Below are 26,571 nucleotides of genomic sequence, written 5' to 3'. Positions count from 1 at the left end.
ATGGCAAAAAATCATGAATTCGTTAAATATTTAGATAAAAAAGTACAAATTACAGGAAAACCTCAAACTGGTGAAAATATTGCAGTTTATGTAAGACCTGGTGATAAAATTGATTTTCAATCACAAGGTTTTAATTTAGAAGATGCAAAATACAAGCTTATTGGGGGAGATATTATTTTAGAGTTCCCTGATGGTGGAGTTTATACTTTTGTATCAATGGCTTTAATGGGTTATAATGATACTCCTCCAAGTTTTACTATTGGTGGAAAAGATTTGACTTTAAGTACTATATTATCTGAAATTGACGAAATAAATAATTTGCCATTGGAAGCAGTTTTAGCTAATGAAGATGTTGATGTTGTACCTAGTACAGTTGATGAAGTAAAAGAGCTTGAAGATGTTACAGAACAAAATACAAATACGGCTGCGCCTGTAATAGTTAGTGAAGTTGATATTGAAGAGAATGAAAATGAGTTTGATACAGAGTTTGAAGAGCCTTTAGATATTGAGATTCCTCCTGAAATTCCTGAAGAGATGGAACCCCCTGTAATTGCTGAGCCTCCTACAAGTGATGGAACACCAGAAAAAGAAGAGAATGAGGCTCCTCCTGTAGATTTTAAATTTTCATTAGATATGAAACATGTATTAAAAACACAAAGTGAATCAATTGAAGGAAGTGGAGCTGATGCTAGTAGAGTATTGACTATTGAAGGTGGTGGAGGTACTTATTATGAGAATATTTATCCAAATAGTAATATTTCTGCAAACTCTTCTGAAATAGTAAAACAAACTTATGCAGAGGAGATGTCTTATAGTAATATTGGAATAAATAATTACGATAAATTAGTTATAAATGCAGATAATTCAGACTACTTTACAAATGAATATACTTCAAGAACAATCTCTTTAAATCCAACTCAAGGTGCTGGTTTTCAAATAGAAAAGATATGGATTAGTGGTGATGACTTACCTAATGGATTTAAAATACATAATGCTACAAAATCAGGTAATAACTGGTTAATTCAAAGAGATGATCCAAATAGTTCTGAAGTTGATGGTTTTACTGTTGATGGAAATGGAAATATAAATATTATTATGACTATGAATACAGATGCAAATAAGAATTTTGCATTAAATATTAAAGCACAAACAGTTTTTGATATTAATAATATAAATCCTAGTTTAAGACCTGATGTAGAACCACCAACTCAAACAACACATGAATTTGACTTAACTGTTGGAGTTAATTTAAAAAATATTAATGATAAATCTGATTCAAATGAGTATAAATATCAAGAGATTGATAATGAAAACATTGATTTAATTGAAGGTCAAAGTGAACAAACAGGTTTTGTAATTAGTTCAAATATAAATGATAATATTATCAAAGGTTCTGATACTTTAATTAATGAGGTAAATGGCGGTATAACAAATGATACTATTACTACTGGAAACAATGACGATACAATAAACTCAAACTCTGGAGATGATACTATTTATGCTCGAGCAGGAGATGATATTGTAAATTCAGGTACAGGAAATGACTTAATATCTTTAGGTGCAGGAGATGATACTTTAGATGCAGGAGAAGGTAATGATACTATCACTTACAAAGGTTTAACAGAATCTGTAAGTGGTTTAGGTGTTGTTGTTGATTTATCTGAGGGTAAAGGTACTGGTTGGGGTAATGATACTATTATAAATGTTGAGAATGTAATAGGAAGTGATTTTAGAGATACAATAATAGGAAATAGCCAAGTAAACATAATAAATGGTGGTTTAGGCAATGATACTTTAGATGGAAAAGCTGGTGATGATACAATTTTTGCAGAAAAAGGAAATGATACAATTATTAGTGGTTATGGAGATAACTATATAGATGGTGGTGAGGGTACAAACAGCGTAGACTACAGTCAAATAGTTGATACAAATGGTGTTGTTGTTAATTTATTAAGTGATGAAGCTATACTGCAAGGAGAAAACTGGGGAAGAGGTAGTTCAGCTTCAGGTGTAGATAAACTTTATAATATTCAAAATGTCATAGGAAGTGATTATAATGATACTTTTTCTGGAGCAAATAATACTAATAATAGCTTTGATGGTGGATTAGGAAGTGACCTTGTTGATTATAGTAGTTATAAAGATAATGCAATAGTTGCAAACCTTGAAGAGTCTTGGGTTACAGGGCAAGGTACTGATACTTTGATAAATATTGAAGCTATTAAAGGTACAGATTTATTTAATTTTGCAGATACAATTATTGGTTCTTCATTAGACAATACTATTTATGGTATGGCTGGTGATGATACTATTAAAGCAGTAGGTGGAGATAATTCATTATATGGTGGAGCTGGAAATGATAAGATTTATAATGCTTTAGGTAATGACATAATAGATGGCGGAACAGGAAATAATACATTAAGTTTTGAAGATATTACAACAGGTGCAGTAGTAGTAAAGCTTAGTGAAACAACTGAACAAGATACTGTAAATGCAGGGCTTGATACTATTTTAAATATTCAAAATTTAGTAGGAACAATATTTGATGATACTTTAGGGGCTTCTTCTACTGATGTAAATATTTTAAATGGTATTGGTGGTAATGATACTGCTGATTATAGTTTTTTAACTAGAAATAGTACAGATGAGGGAATTATAGGAAACTTGTTAGAGGGTACAGTATCTAAAGGAAGAACAGAAGATGATCAGTTAATAAGTATTGAGAATTTAATAGGAACTAATGGAAAAGATATCTTAATAGGAAGCAATTATTCAAATATTTTAGATGGTGGAAGTGGAGATGATACTTTTATTGGTAATAGTGGAGATAACACTTTTAAAGGTGGTGAGGGTAGTGATACTGTAAGCTATGAAACATCAGGATTTGGAGTAAATGTACAATTAGATAACTCAGGTAATGCAATAGCAAATATTTCATCTAGAAAGGATAGTTTAAACTCAATTGAAAATATTATAGGATCAAACTATGCTGATACAATAATATCTACTGATACAAATAATATCTCAAATACTTTTAAAGGTGGTATGGGAAATGATACTATTGATGGAGGAAGTGGAGATGATTATTTATATGGTGAAAGTGGAGATGATAGAATTATTGCAAGCACTGGAAATGATTTTATAGATGGGGGAACAGAATCTGAAATAAGTGGAGATTATTTAGATTTTTCAAATATAAATGAAAAAATAGAGTTAGCTTTAGCAGAAGATGGTAATGCAGCTAAAGTAAAAGAGGGTGATTCTAAAACACAAACACATACTGTATATAATATTGAGAATATTATTGCAAGTGACTTTGACAGTACATTATTTGGAAATAGTAAAAATAATACTTTAATTGGTAAAGCTGGAAATGATACTTTAAGTGGTGGTTTAGGTTCAAACTATCTTGATGGAGGAAGTGGTATTAATACAGTTGATTATAGTTTAGCCTCTAGTGATGTAACTGTAGATTTAAATAAAACAATTATTCAAGAAGTATTCTCTTCTGGTTCTGAAGTAGTAAAGGAAACACTAAAAAATATCCAAAATGTTTTTGGAAGTAAACACAATGATACGATCTGGGGAAATGACAATAATAACTCTTTATTTGGTGCTTTGGGTAATGATACATTAATTGGAAGCGCAGGAGATGATATTTTAAATGGTGGCGATGGCATTGATGTTGCAAGTTATAGTAGTGCAACAGAAGATTTAACAATTGATCTTAGTCACTCTGATACAGGAAACCCTGTATCAATAGGTATAGGATATGGAAGTGATACCTTTATTTCTATAGAGGGAGCTATTGGTGGAAGTGGTAATGATAAGATAACAGGTACAAATAGTTCTAACGTACTAATTGGTGGAGCTGGTGATGATACTTTATTACCAAATGGAAATGATGGGATTAATGAGTTAGATATTATTGATGGTGGAACAGGTACAGACTTTGTGAGTTTTAACTTTGGAGATAGTACAGGAGTTACACTTGATTTATCTAATTTAGATATTCAAAATACAGGAAAAGGTAGAGTTCAAATATCAAATGTAGAGAATGTTGAGGGTGGAAGTGGTAATGATAAACTATTTGGAAATGAAAGTAGTAATACCTTAACAGGACTTGCAGGAGATGATACTTTATTAGGTAGAGGTGGAAATAATACCTTAGATGGTGGTATTGGATTTGATATAGTAGATTATAGCTATGTTGATACTTTAAATGGATTAAATATAAACTTAAATTTAGCACAAAATCAAGTACAAGATAATGGATATACTGGTAAAGATACACTAATAGATATTGAAAAAATCATTGGAACAAAAAATTCAGATTTTATACAAGGAAATATAAATAGAACAGATAATGAAAAAAGAGAATTTGAATTAGATGCTGGTAATGATACTTTATATGCAGGAAGTGGAGATAATTTAATCTATACATCAAGAAGTGTAGAGGGAACAGTTGATTACACAAGTTATAATAATACTATTTTTAGTGGGACTGGAACTGATACTGTTATTGGAAGTAGTGGAAATGATTCGTTTATAGTATCTCAAAACGATACATTGAGTTCTAGTGGAAATGATAGTTTTAATGGTGTAAGTGGTATTAATACAATTGATTATAGTTTAATTACTGATAGTGATTCAAATCAATCAACTGGTGGATTAGATGTATCTCTTAATGGTAGTAATAAAGTTGAAATTACTTTAGATGGTGGAAATAGTGTTACTATCCAAAATGTAAGCCATATTATAGGTACAGGAAATAGTGATACTTTTACAGGCGATAATTTTAATAATATTTTAGATGGTGGAGCTGGTGATGATACTATATTTGGAACAGCTGGAAATAATAGTTTACTTGGTGGGAGTGGAAATGATTCTATAACTGGTGGAACTGGAATTGATATTATTAATGGTGGAGCTGGTGATGATACTATTTTTAGTAGTAGCGGAAATGATACAATTTATGGTGGAGATGGTTTAGATAGTTTTGATTTAAGTAGTAGAACAGGTAAAATCTATGTAAATTTAGCTGAAAATCTAGCAACAATAGATACAAATAGTGATGAACAATTTGACTTAAATGATGAAAAGAATATTTTAAATAGTATAGAAAAAGTAATTGGGAATAGTTCCGATAATACTTTATATGGAGATTTAAATAATAATATATTAGATGGTGGAAGTGCTGGTCGAAACTCTTTATATGGTGCAGGTGGAGATGATACACTTATTGGAAGTGGTAGTGGAGTTGATATTGCTTATTACAATGAGTCTTCTACTTCTATTAATGTTGATATGTCACAAGAGTATCAAATTCAAAGAGATGGAGATGGAGGAAAAGATAAATTAATAGATATTGATGAGGTTCATGGATCATCTTATAATGATACTTTTAAAGCTAGTGGAGATGATACTTTAAAAGGTTTACTTGGAGATGATACTTTTTATAGTGGTGTTGGTACAAACTATTTTGATGGAGGAAATAATAATGACTTGTTTATTATTACTTCAAAAGAGCATGGTCAAGATATTTTAATTGGTGGCTTAGGTATTGATACAATTGACTTTAGCCAAATATCTGATTTAGAATCTACAAAAGGACTAGAGCTCACATTAAATGCAAATGAAGAAGTTACTGCAACACTTAATAATATTAATTCCCATAAGCTTCAAGGTATTGAAAATGTTATTGGAACATCTAAAGACGATATTATTCAAGGAGATAGTAATAATAATACTATAAGTGGATATCAAGGAAATAATACTTTAATCGGTGGAGCTGGTGATGATAGGCTTATTGGAGGTACTGGAACTGATGTTGCTAGTTATGATAGTTCAACAGGTGGAATAAATGTTGATTTAGATGAAACTAACTATCAAGTACTTGATGATGGTTTAGGTGGGCGTGATAAATTAGAAAGTATTGATACTATCATAGGAAGTGATTATAAGGATACTTTTAAAGGTTCAAATAGTAGTAATGATACTTTTATTGGAGGTACTGGTGATGATTGGTTTATAGCATCACAAGGGGCTGATTATTTTGAAGGAAGTGCTACAAGTAGTGATACAGTTGATTATAGTGGAGCTACAACTGATTTAGAGATTGATATCAATGATGGTTCTAAATATATCAATGCTTTTTATGGTAGCCATGAATTTAAGAATATAAATGGAATTGTAGGAGGGAGTGGAGATGATACCCTTACAGGGAATAGCGGTAGAAACACTCTTAAAGGTGGAGATGGAGATGATACACTTTTAGGATATGGTGGAAGAGATTATATTGATGGTGGAAACAACACAGAAAAAGGTGATTTTGTAAGTTTTGCTTATACTTCAAGTGCTGTTAATATTGATTTATCAAACACCGATGAACAACAATATACAGCTGACCCAAATGATTTAATGACTATTATTAATATTGAAAACCTTGCTGGTGGAAGTGGTGCTGATACATTAAAAGGAAATGCAAGTAATAATACTTTAGAAGGTGGAGATGGTGCTGATACTCTTTGGGGAAGAGGAGGACTAAATACCCTTGATGGTGGAGATGATGGCTCAATTGATGTTGCTGATTATACACATAATAGTGCTGGAATTAAAGTTGATTTATCTTTAAACACAGATAGTCAATATCATGTATATGATAATGGATTTTCAGCAGGAAAAGATAAATTAGTAAATATAGAAGAAATTTGGGGAACAAATTACAATGATACATTTATAGGAAGTAGTCAAGAAGACACTATTAAAGGTAAAGAAGGAAATGATACTTTTACAGGTGGGTTAGGTGACGATACTTTTTATGGTGAAGCTGGGGATGATCTGTTTATTAGTGCACATAATGATGGCAATAATACCTATTATGGTGGAACTAGTGATGAACTTAATGGTGATACGGTTGATTATAATGGTATTACAGCTACGACACACTATGTTGATGGAGATTTAAGTACTGGAAGTATTGAGGTTAAACTTACAAGTGATAATAGTGTTGTAAAAACTGATGAGATACATAGTATAGAAAATCTTACAGGTGGAGCTGGTGATGATACTCTTAAGGGTAATAGTAATAAAAATACTTTAAAAGGTGGAGCTGGTGATGACTCTATTTTTGTAAGTGCTGGTGGTGATAGATTATTTGGGGAAAAAGGTGATGATACTTTTATTTTTCAAAATGGAATCAATGGAAATGGAGCATCTATAGATGGTGGAACTACAAGTCAAATAAATGGTGATACTGTAGATTATAGAAATCTCACAGATGGTGTAACATTGCGTCTTAGAGGAAGTTCTTATAATAGTGTTACTTTAGGAGTTGAATCAAATCATCATAGCTTAAGAAATATTGAAAATATCAAAGGTACACAAGGAAATGATACTATCGAGGGAGATGAGTTTGATAATACTCTTGATGGTCATAGTGGAGATAATGATACTGTAAGCTTTGAAAATAGTGGAGATAAAGTAGTTGTTAATATTGGTTCAGAAGTTGCGATTTTAAATGCACCAACAGCAAATGATACTTATGCTGCAAACCAAGCATCAGGAACAACTATAGGCACTGATACTATTTTAAATTTTGAAAATATCAAAGCAGGAAGTGGTGATGATACTTTGATAGGAAGTAGTGCTCAAAATACTATTTATGGAGGCATTGGTCAAGATTTTATTTTTGGTGCTGCTGGTGATGATAAGCTTTTTGGAGAAGATGGAAATGATACCCTTGCAGGTGGAGAAGGAAATGACTCAATTGATGGTGGAGAGGGAAATGATACAGTCTCTTATTTTGATGCAAATAGTATAAATCTTACTTTAAGAGGTACAAGTGGAGGAACTGCAACAAGTGTTTATGATAACAATACTTTTACAGATAAGCTTTTTTCTTTAGAAAATGTTATTGGAAGTAGTGGAGATGATACAATCCAAGGAAATGAAGAAGATAATATTTTAAATGGGGCTGGAGGAATTAATACTGTTAGTTATGAACAAGCAGGTGCAGGAGTAATAATTGATTTATCAAGAACAGACAAGCAAGATACAGTAGGAGATGGTGAAGATACACTTTTAAATTTTGATAATTTAATTGGCTCAAATTATAATGATACTCTTAAAGGAAATAGTAATTCAAATATCATCAAAGGTGAAAGTGGTGATGATAAAATCTACGGAATAGGTGGAGAAAACTTTTTATACGGTGGATTGGGTGATGATGTATTTATAGGAAAAGTAAGTGGTAGTGACTTTATCGATGGTGAAAGCGGAAGTGATAAGGTTGATTATAGTAATTTAGGTTCAACAAATTATATAACAGTAAACCTAGGTGCTACAATATCAAGAAATGATGAAAATGGTGATTCTCAAACAGTAAATCAAATCACTATTAATGGTGGAGATAGTGATTATGTTAAAAATATCTCTATTTTCAAAGGAAGTGCTGGAGACGATAAGTTTACGGTAAGCAATGGAGCTTATGAGTTTATTGGTGGACTAGGTGATGATACTTTTGATGGTTCAAACTTCACAGGTGTTTTAATAAATGGTTCAGAACATACAGTTGATAGCCTTGGAACACAAGGTTCATCTAATGCTTTTGCACTAAAAGGTGATACTGTTGATTATAGTAATGTAAATGATAAAATTATTTTAACACTACAAGATGGAAGTGATACTACTGTTGTAAAAGTAGGCGGTGATATCTCTAATCATACTATAAAAAATATAGAGAATATTATAGGTTCTAATGTAGCAAATGATACCTTAGTTGGAAATAATTCAAACAATACATTAATTGGAGCTGGCGGTGATGATATTATTGATGGAGCTGGTGGAAATAACTATTTAGATGGTGGAACAAGCAATGAATCAAATGGTGATACTATATCTTATGAAAGTGTAATTGGAGTAAATGGAATTAGTGTAAATATTGGCACTTCTGATGTAGTAATAGATCAAGTTACATATGCAAAAAACACATCTATACGAAACTCTTTTTCTTCTGATGTTGTGAATTTTGAAAATATTCAAGGATCTAAAAATAATGATATATTAATAGGAAGTGATGAAGATAATGTAATTAGAGCAGGAGATGGTAATGATACTATTTATGCCCAAAAAGGAGATAATAATCTTTTTGGTGATACTGGTGCAGATAGATTTATCATGGGTGGTTTTTTTGATAATACAGGTACAGACTACTCTTATGTAAATAGCATTGATGGTGGAAGTGGAGCTGATATTTTAGATTATACTAAAATAACTACGGGCTCAATATCACTTTCTCTTGATGGAGAAGAAGAGACAAAAGTAAGTATTTATAGTGATAATGAGAGAACAGCAGAAATATCAAATACTTATGATTTAGTAAAAAATATTAAAAATGTATTAGGAACATTTGGAAATGACTTTATAAAAGGTGATAGCTACGCTAATGAACTAATAGGAGCAGAAGGTGATGATACTCTTGATGGGGGTATGGGTGATGATACTCTTGATGGAGGAAAAGGAGATGATACATTAATTAGCGTTAGTGGAAATAATATTTTAATTGGTGGAGATAACACTACCGGTGATGGTAGTGGAGATTGGGTATATTATGATCAAAAAATGATTGCTCTTGATTTAAATATGAGTAATACAGATATAAATGGATATTCAACAGTTGTTTTTGGAGCCAATAAAGATAAAATTAAAGAAGTAGAGAATATAAAAGGAACTACCTTATCTGATTTTATTGGTGGTAATAATTATAATAACACTTTAGATGCTTTTATGGGAGATGGAAATACTTTAATTGGAAGTGCAGGAGATGATGTACTTCTTGGAAGTAGTAATGGTAGCGATATTTTCAAAGCAGGAATTTTACAATCTGATAAAACTATACTTGATGGAGATGATGGAAGCAATAGTATCAATGGTGTAGGAGGATCTTCAAACTTAGTTGATTATAGTTCTTATGCAAGTAATAGAACTATTGAAGTGACTTTACAAAATAGTGGAACTTCAATAGTTAGTAAAAAAATTGATAATGTTGAGTTTGCTACAGATACTTTAAGTAATATTCAAAATATCACAGGTGGAAGTGGTAATGATACTATTATTGGAAATAGTAGTAAAAACACTTTAATAGGTGGTTTAGGAGATGATACTTTAAGTGGTGGAAGTGGTAATGATTATCTTGATGGTGGTATAGGAAGTTTAAATAATACAGTAAGCTATAAGTATGTAGTAAGTGCAGATAATGTTATTGTTGACTTATCTTCTAATCAAGCAACAGTAAATGCTTCTGATACAGATGAATTATATAATATACAAAATGTTATTGGAACTTCTAATGATGATACTATAAAAGGAAATAATACAGCAAATACTTTAATTGGTGGTGAAGGTTCTGATACATTTGAAGCACTTCAAGGTATTAATACTATTTATGGTGGAGAGTATGATGGAAATACTCATATAGATTTAGAAGTTGATACTATTAGTTATGAGTATTTAGTAGATGGAACATCTGTAATAGTAGATATGTCACATAATATAGATTTTGCTAGAGCTTATATTGATAGTAACAATTATGATATTTTGTATGGAATTGAAAATGCAATTGGTGGAACAGGTGATGATATATTTAAAACAAATATAGCAGTAAGTAATAGTTTTGATGGGAATGATGGTAGTGATACTGTTGATTATTCAAATTTAGATTCAAGTCAAAATATAAATGTAACTTTAAATAATAATACAATAACAACTGTAAATATAGAAAATGCACAAAATGATACTATTAAAAATATAGAGAATGTTACAGGTGGAGCTGGTGATGATATTATTGTTGGTGATAGTAATAATAATACCTTAAAAGGTGGAGCTGGTGATGATACTTTAAAAGCAGTTGGAGGAAATAACGAACTTTATGGAGGTATTGGAGCAGATACTATTTATGGAGGAGAAGGAAGAGATTTAATAGATGGTGGAGATAATGAAAATACAGTTCATTATGGAGAGTCTTCTGATGGTATTACTGTTGATTTAGGAGATACACAATATCAAAATATTAGTGCAAGTCAAGGTGAAGATAAATTAGTAAATATACAAAATATTGTTGGAACAGCTTATGATGATATATTTTATAGTAATCATGATATTTCAAATATATTTGATGGTGGAGTAAATACTAATATAGTTAATGGGGATACGATAAGTTATGCAAATTTAAAAGCAAATATTGATGGCTCAGATTATACAGGAGATGCACAATTTGATAATATTTCTTTTGATTTAAATAATATTAATTCCGATTTTATAAGTGTTGATATAAGAACAAATGATGGAAATGGTAATTTAGAAGTAAAAGCAACTGATTCTTTAAAAAATATTAAAAATATTATTGCAAGTAGTGGTAATGATACTTTATTGGGTAATGCTCTTGATAATACTTTAAAAGGTGGTTTAGGAGATGATACTTTAAGTGGTGGATCTGGAAATGACTATATAGATGGTGAAGGTGGAAATAATACAGTAAGCTATACATATGTTGATTCTTTAAATGGTGTAAAAGTTGATTTAGAGAATAAAACAGCAGTTGTAACAACAAATGATGAAGATACTTTAGAAAATATTCAAAATGTAATTGGAACAAAAAATGATGATTATATCATTATGAATAATAGTTTAAATGAAGATAATAAGATTGAAGGTAAACAAGGAGTTGATACAGTAAGCTATGAATATTATAACTCAAATCTTACAATTGATTTAGGAGCACAAGAAAATTCTAAAACAGGAGATAATGACTATTTAATAAGTATTGAAAATGCAATTGGTGGAACAGGTGATGATATATTTAAAACAAATATAGCAGTAAGTAATAGTTTTGATGGGAATGATGGTAGTGATACTGTTGATTATTCAAGTTTAGATTCAAGTCAAAATATAAATGTAACTTTAAATGATAATACAATAACAACTGTAAATATAGAAAATGCACAAAATGATACTATTAAAAATATAGAGAATGTTACAGGTGGAGCTGGTGATGATATTATTGTTGGTGATAGTAATAATAATACCTTAAAAGGTGGAGCTGGTGATGATACTTTAAAGGGTAAAGAGGGGAATAATTTACTTTATGGTGGACTTGATAATGATACTATTTTTAGTGGAGCTGGAAATGATTTAATTGATGGTGGAGAAGGAGTTGATACTGTTAATTACTCAGAAGCTGTTGCTGCTGTTAATGTAGATTTAGGAAATGAAACTATCGCTCAAAATATTGGTGGTGGTATGGGCGAAGATACTTTAGTAAGTATTGAAAATATAATTGGTAGTAATTTTGATGATATCTTTAAATCTCATTTTAGCAAAAATAATCATTTTGATGGATTTGGTTTAGATAGTGATGGAAATACAGTTGATTATAGTGAATTAACTGTAAATGATGCCACTAAAGATTTTGTAAGCGTTGATTTAACTGGAAATGGTTTAGTAATTCAAAATGATGTAACTACAGCAACTGATAGCTATACACTTATAAATAATATTACAGGAACAGATGGAAATGATACTATATCTGGAAACGCACTAAACAATACCTTAAGAGGTGGTGAAGGTGATGACACTCTTATGGGAAGAGGTGGAAAAGATTACCTTGATGGTGGAACTGGAAATAATACAGTTAGTTATGATTACACAAGTAGCAATGTTGAAGTAGATTTTAAAATAGGACTTGGGTATGTAGATGCTAGTGATCAAGATACATTAGTATCTATCCAAAATGCTATTGGTGGAAGCGGTAGTGATATTTTTAAAATGGCAACAGGAAATATAGAAAATACTATTGATGGAAATAGCGCAACAAACAATCTTGTAAGTTATGAGTATTATGCAACTGGGGTGAAGGTTGATTTAGGACGAACTGATGCACAAGAAATTGTAACAGGAGATATTGATAGATTGATTAATATCCAAAATATCAAAGGTGGAGAGGGTAATGATTCTTTTAAAACCAACTTTGATGTAGCAAATCAATTTGATGGAAATAGTGGAAATAACACTATGGATTATAGTAATGCAACAGGATCACAACATATTACAGTAACTCTTGATGGGGCAAATTTTAAAGATGTAACAATAGCAACAGCATCAACTGATAGAATTAAAAACATCCAAAATATAATAGGTGGAGCTGGAAATGATAATATCAAAGGAGATGGTAATAGTAATATCTTAAAAGGTGGAGCTGGAAATGATACTATTAGTGGTGTTGCAGGTCTTAATGAACTTTATGGTGGAGCAGGTAAAGATGTTATCACAGGTGGTACTGGAGATGACTTCATAGATGGTGGAGCGGATGATGATATTATCACAGCAAGAGATGGTAATAATATTATTTATGGTGGAGATGGAAGCGATACTGTATTTAGTGGAGCTGGAAATGATACTATTTATGGTGGATATTTAGATGAAAACTCTGTTCATCAAGATACAAGTTTACAAGACTGGGTGAGCTATCAAAATGCCTTTACTTTTATCACCGCAAATTTAAATGCTATTGATAGTGGTAATGTCAACATCGCAACAGGTGCTACAGGATACGCTACAGGTAATTCAACAGCTACAGATAGTTTTTTTGGGATTGAAAACTTAAAAGGAAGTGACTATGGGGATATTATCACTTTAAATGATACGGTAGTTAATACTATTGTATCTGGGAAAGGTGATGATATTATCAAAGTTGATACAGATACTTACACAGGTGGCAATACTATTGAGGGTGCTTTAACAGTAGGGGCAAATAGCAGCAGTGATACAGTTGATTATAGTACTTTAACTGATAGTACAAACAGTATAAATGTAGATTTGAGTGTATTAGTAGATGACTATGCAATAGTTGATTTTACTGCAACTACTATTTTAGATGATAAACTTAAAAACATAGAAAATATTACAGGAACAGCTGGAAATGATACCCTTAAGGGTGCTAATGATACTAACAATACTTTAATAGGTGGAGCAGGAAGCGACTTTTTAATGGGTCGAAGTGGAGACAACTATCTTGATGGTGGAACAGGAAGTATTGGAAATTTTGTAAGTTATGAGTATATAGGAAACTCAAATAGTGTAATCGTGGACTTAACTAGTCAAACAGCAAATGTAATAGGAAGTGGATACAACGATACTATACGAAATATTCAAAATGCTATTGGTGGAGCAGGAGCTGATACACTTACAGGAAATGATGAAGCAAATATTTTAGTAGGTGGAGATGGAGCTGATAAGTTCGTGATGATGGGTGAAAATAGTGATACTGTTTATGGTGGAGTTATCTCATTTGATACAGATGGTAATATTGTTGAAGGTACAGATAATAGTACTCAAGATACTATTGACTACAGTAGTTACAACAATCAAACAATCATAAATCTTACTTCTCAAACAGCAAAAGTTGATCTACTCAACAACGATTTTACAAGTGGAACAAAAGATGATAATTTTTATGGTATTGACAATGTTATAGGAACAAATCAAGCAGATACTATCACAAGTGGAATTGGCGTAAATACCATTTATGCAGGAAGTGGATCGGATATCATTAATGCAGGAAGTGGTACTGATACAATATATGGACAAGGTGGCGATGATACTATTAATATGCTCACTGTTGCAAATGCTGCTTCAAACTTGGTTGATGGTGGCGATGGTTTTGATACGGTTTCTTATGATGGATTAGAACAGCGTGTAGTTATCGATATGCAAGGGGTAACTAATGTAGAAGTGCAAGTGGGTGATACTACAAATCATCACACTATTACTTCTATTGAAAATATCATAGGAACAAATTATAATGATACCATCACAGGAACAGATGGGATAAATACCTTTATAGGTCTTGATGGAAATGATAGTATATATGCAATTGCAGGAAATAACCTGATTTATGGTGGTACACAAGAGAGAAATTCAATATCAACTGATGCTAATTTACTTGTAGGTGGTATAGGAAATGATACTATTTATGGAGCAGCAGGTGCTGATGATTTAAGAGGTGGTCTTGGAGATGATACTATTTATGGAGCAGCTGGCGATGATATTATAAATAGTGGAAATGGAGAAGATACTCTTTATGGTGAAGCTGGAAATGATACATTTGTTTTTGAATCTGCTGATAATATGACCAACAGGGTTTATGGTGGTAATGAAATCAATGATAATGGAACTCTTGATATGGTCGATTATCGATTGGCTATTAAAGGGATGACTATAGATTTAAGTGGAAAAGAAGGTATTCAAGCTTCTGATGAAACTATGTATGATGATAATGTTATTGCTGGTTATGATGACAATGGTTTTGCTTATAGTGCAGATCAAGGCTTTAATCTACTTTATGGAATTGAGCAAGTAAGAGGAAGTGACCTTGAGGGTGATACTATCAAAGGAAGTGATGCAAATAACTCAATCTGGGGACATGGCGGAGATGATACTCTTTATGGTGTAGCAGGAGCGAATTACCTTGATGGTGGAGCCAATAATGACTTAGTATTTTCAGGAGTTGGTGCTGATGTTATGGTAGGTGGTAGTGGCGATGATGTGTTTACAACTTATTATGATGCAAGTGGCGCTAATGATACAGATATGTTTGGTGGATCAAATAGTATTTATGGTGGTACTGTAACACTTGATGGAAGTGGAAATATAACCTCTTCTAGTGAAAGTGGAAGTGACACCGTTGATTATAGTGTGATTGATGATTCAAATTACTCTATTTTTGCTGATTTAGCTGCTGAGGGACAAGAAGTTATTATAAGAAATGATAGTGATTTAGATACACCTATCAAAACAGATAAAGTTTACCATATCGACAACGCTATAGGTACAAGTGGAGATGATACTTTTAGAGGAAACTCAAATGCCAATACTATAAATGGATATGCAGGAAATAACACTGCTTTATATACTATGGCAGCTTTAACAGCAGGAATAGTAGCAAATTTAAATGCTGGTGAAGTAGAAAAAACAGTTGCAAGTGGAAAAGTTATAGATACTTTGACAAATATTCAAAATATCACAGGAAGTGATTTTGATGATTACTTTGTAACTAAAGTTGATGAAGCTAATATTATTGATGGTGGATTACAAGGAAGTGGTGGAGATACTATTGATTATAGTACCAACAGTGCTACAAAAATTGTCCTTGATTTGGATGTTAGTCATACAACGGATTTTTATGGCATAGGTGCTATTAATGATGGAGAGTATGCAAATGTTTATATTGGTGATGGAACAGTAGTAGATAAAATTAAGAATATCGAAAATATTAAAGGAAGTGCCGGATCTGATACTATTTATGGAAATGGTGAGAATAACACTATATTTGGTATGAATGGATCTGATACTATATATGGTATTGGTGGTGAGAACTATATAGATGGTGGAGCAGGAAATGATCTTATATATAGTGGTACTGGAGCAGATAAACTTTTTGGTGGGACTGGAAATGATACATTTAGAGCAGATACTGCGACACATTTCGAAGGAGATGTGATAGATGGTGGTAATGAAACTGATGGAGTAAATATCACAGGCAGAGGAAGTGATACAGTTGATTATTCTTTGATTGATACTAGTGGATTTACACAAGGTATAGAATTAACACTAAATAATAATACAAATACTACTGTAACTATTAATGGTAGTAATTCTCATAATATTGTAAATATAGAAAATATTATAGGAACTACACATAGTGATTCTATTGTAGGAGATAATGGAAATAACACTTTAATAGGTGAATTAGGAACTGATACTATTAGAGGTTCTAGCGGAAATAATATAATTTACGGTGATAAAATAGATGGTAGTGAAGCTGATAATATAATAAATAATGACTTGATTTATGCTGGAGTAAATAACGATACTATTTATGCTGGTGCTGGACTTGATACTATTTATACTAATAGTGGAAATGATACTATTTATGGTGGAAAAGGAAATGATACTATTTATGGTGGAAAAGGTGATATTAACTATATTTATGGTGGTTCAAATAAAGATGAACAAGGAAATGATACAGTCTCATATGAAAATAATAGTAGTAGTGTAACTGTTAAATTAAATAATGCATTATCTGAAAATAAAAGTGTAGGATTTGCTCAAAGTAGTGGAAATAGTGATCAGTTGTTTAATATTCACAATGTAATTGGTACAGTATTTGCTGATGATATTCGAGGAAGTAATCAAAATAATATTATTTATGGTGGATTAGAAAATGATACTATAAATGGTTTAGGTGGAAATAACTCTTTATATGGTCAAGAAGGTGATGATAGTATAGTGTCTGGAAGTGGAAATAACTATATTGATGGTGGAATAGGAAGTGATACGGTTGATTATAGCACTTTAAAAGAAATAAATTTTATTGCAGATGATATAACTAATGGTCAAGTGTCAAATGTATTTGATTTTGCAACACCTGCAAATGACTTTACAAGTGTTTATTTTGATGGTATTAAAATAAATATAAGTGATGAAACAGAACAAAGAATTCATGATAATTATGGGAATGATACATTAATTAGTATAGAAAATATTATTGGTTCACAAAGAGATGACTATTTTGTTGGTAACTCTTCATCTAATTATTTTGAAGGTGGTGCTGGAAATGATTATTTTGTACTTAAAGGTGGAATAGATAAAGTATTTGGTGGTGATGGAGAAAATAGTGTTCAATTTAGTGATGATGGAAGAAATTCAGGAATAGAAGTTGATTTAAGTAAAAATCAAACATCAGAAGATACAAATACATATAGGGTTTTAAATGATGGATTTGGAAATGCTAAATATCTTGATGGAATACAAAATATTGTAGGTACTAGTTTTAATGATATTATTTTTGGAGATGATGTCTCAAATAAACTAATAGCAGGTGATGGAGATGATACCTTAAGAGGTGGAATGGGAAGTAATTATCTAGATGGAGGCAGCCATACTGATTTAAGTACAGGTGGCGGTGACTGGGCATGGTTTGATAATATTGCTGGATATGGTGTCACAATAGAATTAGATGGTGATGGACTTATGTCAAATGCCAAAGTTAATACTGATACTAATATTTTAAAATCCATAGAACATATCAAAGGAACAGGACAAAACGATATCATACATACAGATAGTGTACACAATACTATTTTATCTGGAAGTGGAAGCGATACTATTTATGCCTCAACTGGAGGAGACTATATTGATGGTGGTGAATCAAATGATTTAGTAGACTTTAGTACTATTTCAATTTTAGATGATACACAGACAAATTACACTGGAATCAAAGTAGATTTAAGTGATTCTAATGCTCAAAGAGTTCATGATTTTTATGGGGAAATGACTCTACTAGATATAGAAAATATTCAAGGAAGTTCAAAAGATGATTTTATAAAAGGAAATGCTAACAATAATACTCTTTTTGGAAATGCTGGGAATGATGTACTTTATGGAATTAGTGCAAATAATATTTTAGTTGGTGGAACAGGAAGCGATACTTTTAGAGGTGGAGTAGGTGATAATATCATTTATGGAGAGAATTATGTAAGTATTGGTGGTGTTGGAGAAGAAGCAGATACTACTTCAAGGGATTTAATAGATTTTAGCAATAGTGGTGTTCCTGTGACTCTTAATCTTAGTAATTCTCAAATTATAAGTTATTTTGAAGAGAGTTCTTTAACTCTTAATGCTCAAACTTCTATAGGATATGGGAAAAATACTATTTATAATGTAGAAGATGTGCTTGGTGGAAGTGGTGCAGATGTACTTATAGGAAGTAATACTAAAAATATTATTGATGGTGCAACTGGTGATGATATTATTTTTGGATTTGGTGGTACTGACAATATTCTTATTGGAGGTATTGGAGATGATACTATCATGGGACTTCTTAGTGGTGATGTGATATATGGTGGTACAGTAACTTATAATAGCAACAGAGATGGTGTAGATACACATACAAATAGTGGTAATGATTGGATAGATTATAGTTATATTACAAATTCAAAAGCGGTGAATATTGATTTAAGCCAAAATAAAGCAGAAGAAATAGGAACAAGCACAAACTTTGATACTCTTAATGATATAGAAAATGCCAAAGGAACTAAAAACGCTGATACTTTAAGAGGAGATGACTCTTTTAATATAGTTAATTCACTTCTTGGATATAAAGGAAATGATAGTTTCATCGTTTCTAAAGGAAATGACTATATAGATGGAGGAGAAGGTTTTAACACTATGGATTATAGTAGTGTTGACATAAATAATGGTGGAAATCGTGTTGTCGTAGATTTAGGTTTAAATAAAGCAACTAATAACGGATATCATGATGAGGATAATAATGTAGTTGAAGATACTCTTCTTAATATTCAAAAAGTTATAGGTACAAGTGCTTCTGATACAATTTATGGAAACTCATATGCCAATGTGTTTATTGGTGGAGAGGGAAATGATACTTTAGATGGAAGAGAAGGAGATGATACTCTTTATGGTATTGCCAATGACAATAAGCTTTATGGTGGAGTAAACAACGATACTATCTATGGTGGTATAGCAGATGATACCTTAGATGGTGGTAGTGGCGATGATTTACTTGATGGAAGAGCTAGAGATATAGATGGAAATTTAGTAAATACAACAGATGGAAATAACACTTATATAGGTGGTAGTGGAAATGATACTATATGGGGTGGTAATGGTGTAGATACACTTTATTATAAAGGTTCAGAATCTGGTATTACTGTTACTCTTAAGCCAGAAGGTAAAGATGGAACAATAGTTGGAGAGGGTACTGATATTTTAAAGACTCATTTTGAAGTACTTGAAGCAACTAATAATAAAGATATTATTGATTTAACTTTAGCAAGAGGAGATAATACTATATATTCAAATGGTGGAAATGATACTATAACAGCAAGTGAAAATTATGATGATACTATTTATGGTGGTTCAGGTGATGATATTTTCTTTGCTAATGGTGGTAGTAATATCTACTATGGTGGAGATAGTAATAGTGGAAGCGGTAGTGATACAATAAACTATATAAATGCAATAAATAGTATTAATGTTGATTTATCAAAAAATGAAGCTTCTTCAAATGGTTTTGGGAAAGAAGATGAATTATATGATATTTTAACAGTAATTGCTTCTAATCAAAATGATATTTTAAAAGGAAAAGATTCTGTTGATACATTATATGCTCAAGATGGTGATGATTGGATAATTGCAACAAGCGGTAATGATGTTATTAATGGAGGTAATCATACTACTTTTGATGGAACACAAGGAACTGGAATATCTATTGAAGGTGGTGGAGACTGGTTGAGTTTCGATGAAATTTCAACAGGACTTGAAGCTACAATGAGCGATTCTTCAATTAGTTTTGGAGGTTATTCTCCATCTATTGAACAAATAGAAAATCTTTTTGGTTCAAAATATACAGATATATTAAGTGGAGATAGTAATAACAATACTCTTCATGGAAATCAAGGAAATGATACAATTTATGGTGTATCTGGAAACAATTTCTTAATTGGTGGTTCAGGTGATGATATACTTCAAAGTGGAAGTGGCGTAGATAAATATGATGGTGGCGATTATAAAATAGAAACGAATCAAGGAAATGTTTATTATGAGGGAAGTTCAAATCATGGTAATAACACAATTAGCTTTGATGATGCAATAAGTGGTGTTGATATTGATTTATCTTATGATAATGGAGATGGAACTTTTGGAATAGTAAATGATGATGGATATGGGAATATTGAAACATATATAAAAAATATTCATAATATTATAGGTAGTTCAAGTTATAAAGATATTTTAAAAGGTAATAGTGATAATAATATTATTAAAGGTCTTGGTGGTCATGATATTATTTATGGTATAGGTGGAGAAAATACTCTACTTGGAGGTACTGGAAATGATACTATTTCTACTGCAGTTACAAAAGAAGCAGGTAATAGAGGTGACATTGCTATTGGTGGCCAAGGAGAAGATACTTTTACGGGAAGTTTTAATGAGGATTTACTTATTGGTGGTGAGTTTGTTAATGGAAATTACGATGATTCAGAAGGTGACTGGGTTGATTATAGTTCATTGACAAGTGAACATGAGTATGGAATTAATATTGACCTTAACAATATATCAACAGAGAGTTTTACCGATGATAGAAGTAATTATAATGCAGAATATTCTAAAATATTTAAGCTAGATAATACAGGGACTAATACAACAGAGTTTGACTATTTAAGAGGCATTGAACATATCAAAGGAAGTGATTATGCTGATACTCTTATGGGCAAAGATGGGGAAAATAACTCTATTCTTGCAGGAGATGGTGATGATACTATTTTCTTAAGTACAGGTATTAATCATATTGATGGTCAAGCTGGAAATAACTGGCTGAGCTTAGAGAATATGAGTGGAACAATAAGTAATTTTAACTTAGGCTCTAATAATGCAAGCGATAGTAAAATATATAATATTCAAAATGTTTTAGATTATGATGGAGCAAGAAATCAAGTTGTAACAGGAAGTAATGAAGATAATATCTTTATTATGCGTGCAGGGAATGATGAGGTTCGTTCTAATAGCGGAAATAATATTGTTGATTTAGGAGATGGGAATGATAGAGTCTCTAATAATAGAGGACAAGACACTTTAATAGGAGGAAGTGGACAAGATATACTTGATATGTATAATCACTTTGGCGCAAATCAAGGAAGTATTACAATTTTTAACAATATTACATCAGATGATTATAATAATTTAGCAACAGGTTTTAATACATTAAATCTTTCTAATCAACAAAGTACTATTACAACTATAAATATTGATGATATTAAAAATTTAAGTTTATCTGCAGAAAATTATGAATTTTATGAAATTACAGATGGACAAGGAGCAAAAGATTACTTGTATAAAAATGCAGATAATCCTGATTTTGAGATTTTTAGATTAACAAACTATAGTGATATATTAGTTGGTTCAAATAATAATGATACGATTTATGGAAATAATGGATCAGATACACTTTGGGGTATGAAAGGAAATGATACTATTTATGGTGGAGATGGAAATGATACTATCTTTGCAGTGGAGGGAAATAATCGACTAGACGGTGGTAGTAATAATGATTTAATCTTTGGTGGAACTGGCAATGATATTATTAATGGTGGTGATGGCAATGATACTATTTATGGAAAAGTTGGAAATAATAATATAAATGGTGGAGCTGATGATGATATTATTTATGCAGGAAAAGGTATTGATAATATAAATGGTGGAGCTGATACTGATACTTTAAGATTTGATGGTGCAAATACAAGAGTAGTAGTTAATCTTGGAAGTGATACTTTAACTTATGATGGAGGAAGTACAATTAATTCTAATCAATTTATTAATAGTTGGTTAGATGGAAATGGTACTGAACAAACAGGAACTGTTATAAATATTGAAAATGTTGATGGTACAAACTTCAATGATACTATAAGAGGAAATGATGAACGAAATATCATCAAAGCAGGTGATGGAGATGATTATATTTTTGCTAGTTTAGGAAATGATGAAATACATGCAGGAAATAATACTTCAATAGGAGATTGGCTTGATTTTAGTTTGATTGAAACTCAAAGTGGAATAAATGTTGATATAAATACTCAAAATAATGTAACATATCAAAATAATGGTACAGATTATAATCAAGCATTATTTGGAGTAGAAAACATAATAGGAACTTCACAAAATGACTATATTAAAGGAACAAAAGATATAACAAACACACTAGAAGGTGGTTTAGGAAATGATGAGATTTATGGTATAGGTGGAGATAATCAACTATTTGGTGATGAAGGTGATGATACTATTTATAGTGGAACAGGTAATGATTATATAAATGGTGGAAGTGATAATAATACTGTTGATTATACATTTAGCCATAATAATGAAAATGTAAAAGTTAATTTAAGTGTAAGTTCTCAAACTCATAATGGTGGAACAACAATTAATAGCAATTCAGGTGTTACAAATAGTATAGAAGATAGCTTAGTAAATATTCAAAATGTAACTACAGGTGGAGGTTCTGATACTGTTTGGGGAAATAATGAAACAAATGTAATTAGTACAGGTTCAGGTAATGATGTAATTTATGGTATAGGTGGAGAAAATACACTTAAAGCAGGAAGTGCATCAGATACAATATATGGTGGTACTGGTACTGATACTATTTACGGTGAAGATGGAAATGATTTTATTATTGCAAGTGAGGGAGCTGATATTATTGATGGTGGAGCTGATATTGATGTAGTGGATTATAGTTCTAGTAGCACAGGGATTAGTGTTATACTTGAAGATAATGGAGCCATTACAAACTTAGATCACAATATATCTGGCGCTTATACAGATACTTTAAGCAATATCGAGGGGATAATTGGTTCTTTAAATCAATCAAATACTCTTACTGGTAATAATATGAATAATAGTTTGGTTGGTGGAAATCAAACCGATATTATTAAAGGTATTAGTGGAGACAACTATCTTGATGGTGGAGCAGGTGCTGATACTATTTTTGCAGGGACTGGAAGTGATACTATTATTGGTGGAAGTGTCGATGAAAATTGGCTAGATTACACCGAAGTTGGTGGAGCAGATGTCGATGTGAATTTACGAAGTGAGATAGCGACTTATGGAACAAGCAGTGATACTATAGTTCAAATCAAACACTTACAAATGGGCGATGGAAACAATATAGTAGAAGGAAACTCTTATTCAAATAGTTTCATAGGTGGAACTGGAGAGGATACTTTAAGCTACAGTGGAGCAGCTAGTAGTATAAGCGTAAATATTACAAGTGATGGAGTTGGAACTTCTAGTGGTGATGGTTCTGATAGTTTTGAAAACTTTGAAAATTATATATTATCTGGAAATAGTGATACTATAAATTTAAGTGATATTTATGGAAGTACAATAAATGGTGGAAATGGTAATGATATTGCAAATTATGAAACTTTATCTGCTGATTTAACTGTAACAATACCAAGTGGTAATAATACTGCAACAATATCTAATGGAATTTCTACTGATACTTTAGAAAACATTGAAAATATAATAGGTGGAGCAGGTGATGATATATTTGAAGTATCTAATATATCAGGAATAGATACTTTAGATGGTAAACTTGGAAGTAATACATTAAGTTTAAGTGGTGATTTAGACTTATCAAATGTAACTTTATTAAATTTTGACAAAATTGTAATATTAGATAATGAAACTTTAACTTTAAGTGCTAAAGACTTAGATAACAAAACCATGAGTATAATAATTGGTGATAATGCTAACTTAATTATTCAAACTACACAAATTGAAAATGAGCATGATTTTGATAATATAACTTTTACAAAAGGTACAAACTCAACTGTTCAATTAGATGTAATAACTGATGTGGACTTAACATCACACAATATTCATGGAAATGGAAATATAGATATTATAAATGTCACAACTGGAAGTATTACATTAAGTGAAACTCAAGCTACAACTACTAATTTAATAAAAGGTACAGGAACTGCAACTATAGAAATAAGTTCAGATAGTAATAGTGATTTTACAACACTTTTAGATAATTCTATAGAATCAAATACTACAATTGATTTTATAAATGATTCAATATTTACAGGTGATTTTGCAAATGCTAATATTACTATAAGTGATAATGTAACTTTAACTACAACTTTTGATAAGTTAGAAGATAAACAGTCTCAACTGTCTGGTTTGGGAAATATAGTTCTTAGTGATTTAACTATAGATTCAATTGATGTAAATAGTATTGCAGGTGTTATTTTAGGAAAAGTAACAGCAACAGTAACAGAAGATACTGCTAGTAATTTAAATACTACCTTATCAAATGCTACATCAAGTGATGCCTTAACTTTAGTGATTACTAATGATATTACTGATACAAAAGCATCAGATTTAATAGCCCTTGATAATAAAACTTCAATAACAGTTAATGCAATTGCTGTAACTGCTGTAATTGGAACTGCAATACAAGTATCTGCATTAGCAAGTGCAGATATAACTATGGCTGAAGATTATAATGCAAAGCTTACAGAAATTTCAGCTGCAAGTGATGTTAATACAGTAGCAGCAGATACAACAGGAGTAGTAACAGCAACAGTAGCAGCAGATACAGCTAGTAATTTAAATACAAACTTATCAAGTATTACAAATACAGATATAATAACATTAACTGTAAATGGTTCAGTAGCAAATGCTACTGATTTAATCTCTTTGGATTCAAAAACATCAGTTGATATAACTATTGATGCTTCAACAGTTAGTGGAACTTTAAGTGATATTCAAAAAATCTATATAAACAACAAAGATAACTATATAAGTTTAGGTGATGAAAATATAACTGTTGTAGATGTTCAAACAGCAAGTGATATAAATAGCATATTAGATAAAACAACAGGAGTAGTAACAGCAACAGTAACAGCAGATACTGCTAGTAATTTAAATGCAAACTTATCAAATGCTACACAGTTTGATGCTTTAAGTCTTACAGTTAATGGAATTAGTGCAACAGCAAATGATTTATTGGATTTAAATGATAAAACATCTGTTGATATTCAAGTTGATGCTACATCAATAATTGGAAATTTAGAGGATGTTAATACAGTTTATGGTGAAGATGGTTTTTCAAATTTAACTTCAAAAACAGTTGAGCTTTCATCATCAGGTGATTTTGAAATGATAGATTTTAGTAATATTGATAATGGTGAAATCGATTCTTTAAATTTTGCAAATAACGATGATAGTGTCTCTTTTTCAGACAAGTCAAGCTTTGATTCATGGGCAGATAAGTTTAATAGTATCGATTTTGGTTCAAGCAGTCAAGATAGTATAAGTTTTGATGATGCTGTTAATGCAGATCTTGATTTTAGTAAAATTTCAAATCTTGAAAATTTAAATCTTTCAAATGAAAATGATAATATTACTTTAAGTAACGATGAACCAGAAAATATCAATGGAAATGGTGGAAATGATACTTTTGCCCTCGATTTTAGCAATATAGGAAATTTTAATCTTGATGGAGGAGCTAATAGTGATGAAGTTAATGTAACAGGTTCAGCAAGTAACCTTACACAAGATGGAAGTGATTTTGGAACTGTTACAGGTGCAAATTTTACTAATATAGAATCATTAAATTTAAGTAATTTAGATTTTAGTGGATTTGGTGATGAGTTTGAATTTGAATTTACTGATAGTTTATTAACTGATTGGTTATCAGGAAGTGGAACAACAAACTTTACATTAAAATTAAACTCTTCTGATGCTGAACATATTAAATTTACAGGGGAAAACACAAATTTAAATGATGGAAACAAAGTTTATGATGGACAAGGAACAGGTGATAGTGGAAATATTATTAGTGATGGAAGTACTTATGATTTAGGTGATACAACATTAACAATTGACTTTATTGATGTACCTTAAGTATAAAGCCTTGTAGCCCAAGGCTTT

The 26,571-nt window shown here is 31.1% G+C and carries 1 protein-coding gene; it reads left to right on the top strand.

Annotated elements, in window-relative coordinates:
• On the top strand, nucleotides 1-26,544 hold the full coding sequence (locus ACAN_RS08125; RefSeq protein WP_099333391.1) for a beta strand repeat-containing protein: 26,544 nt from the start codon (nucleotides 1-3) through the stop codon (nucleotides 26,542-26,544).
• Nucleotides 26,545-26,571: the final 27 nt, after the last annotated feature.

The organism is Malaciobacter canalis, assembly GCF_008000835.1.
In the GTDB taxonomy this organism is placed as follows: domain Bacteria; phylum Campylobacterota; class Campylobacteria; order Campylobacterales; family Arcobacteraceae; genus Malaciobacter; species Malaciobacter canalis.
This window is presented reverse-complemented; position numbering and strand designations above follow the sequence as displayed.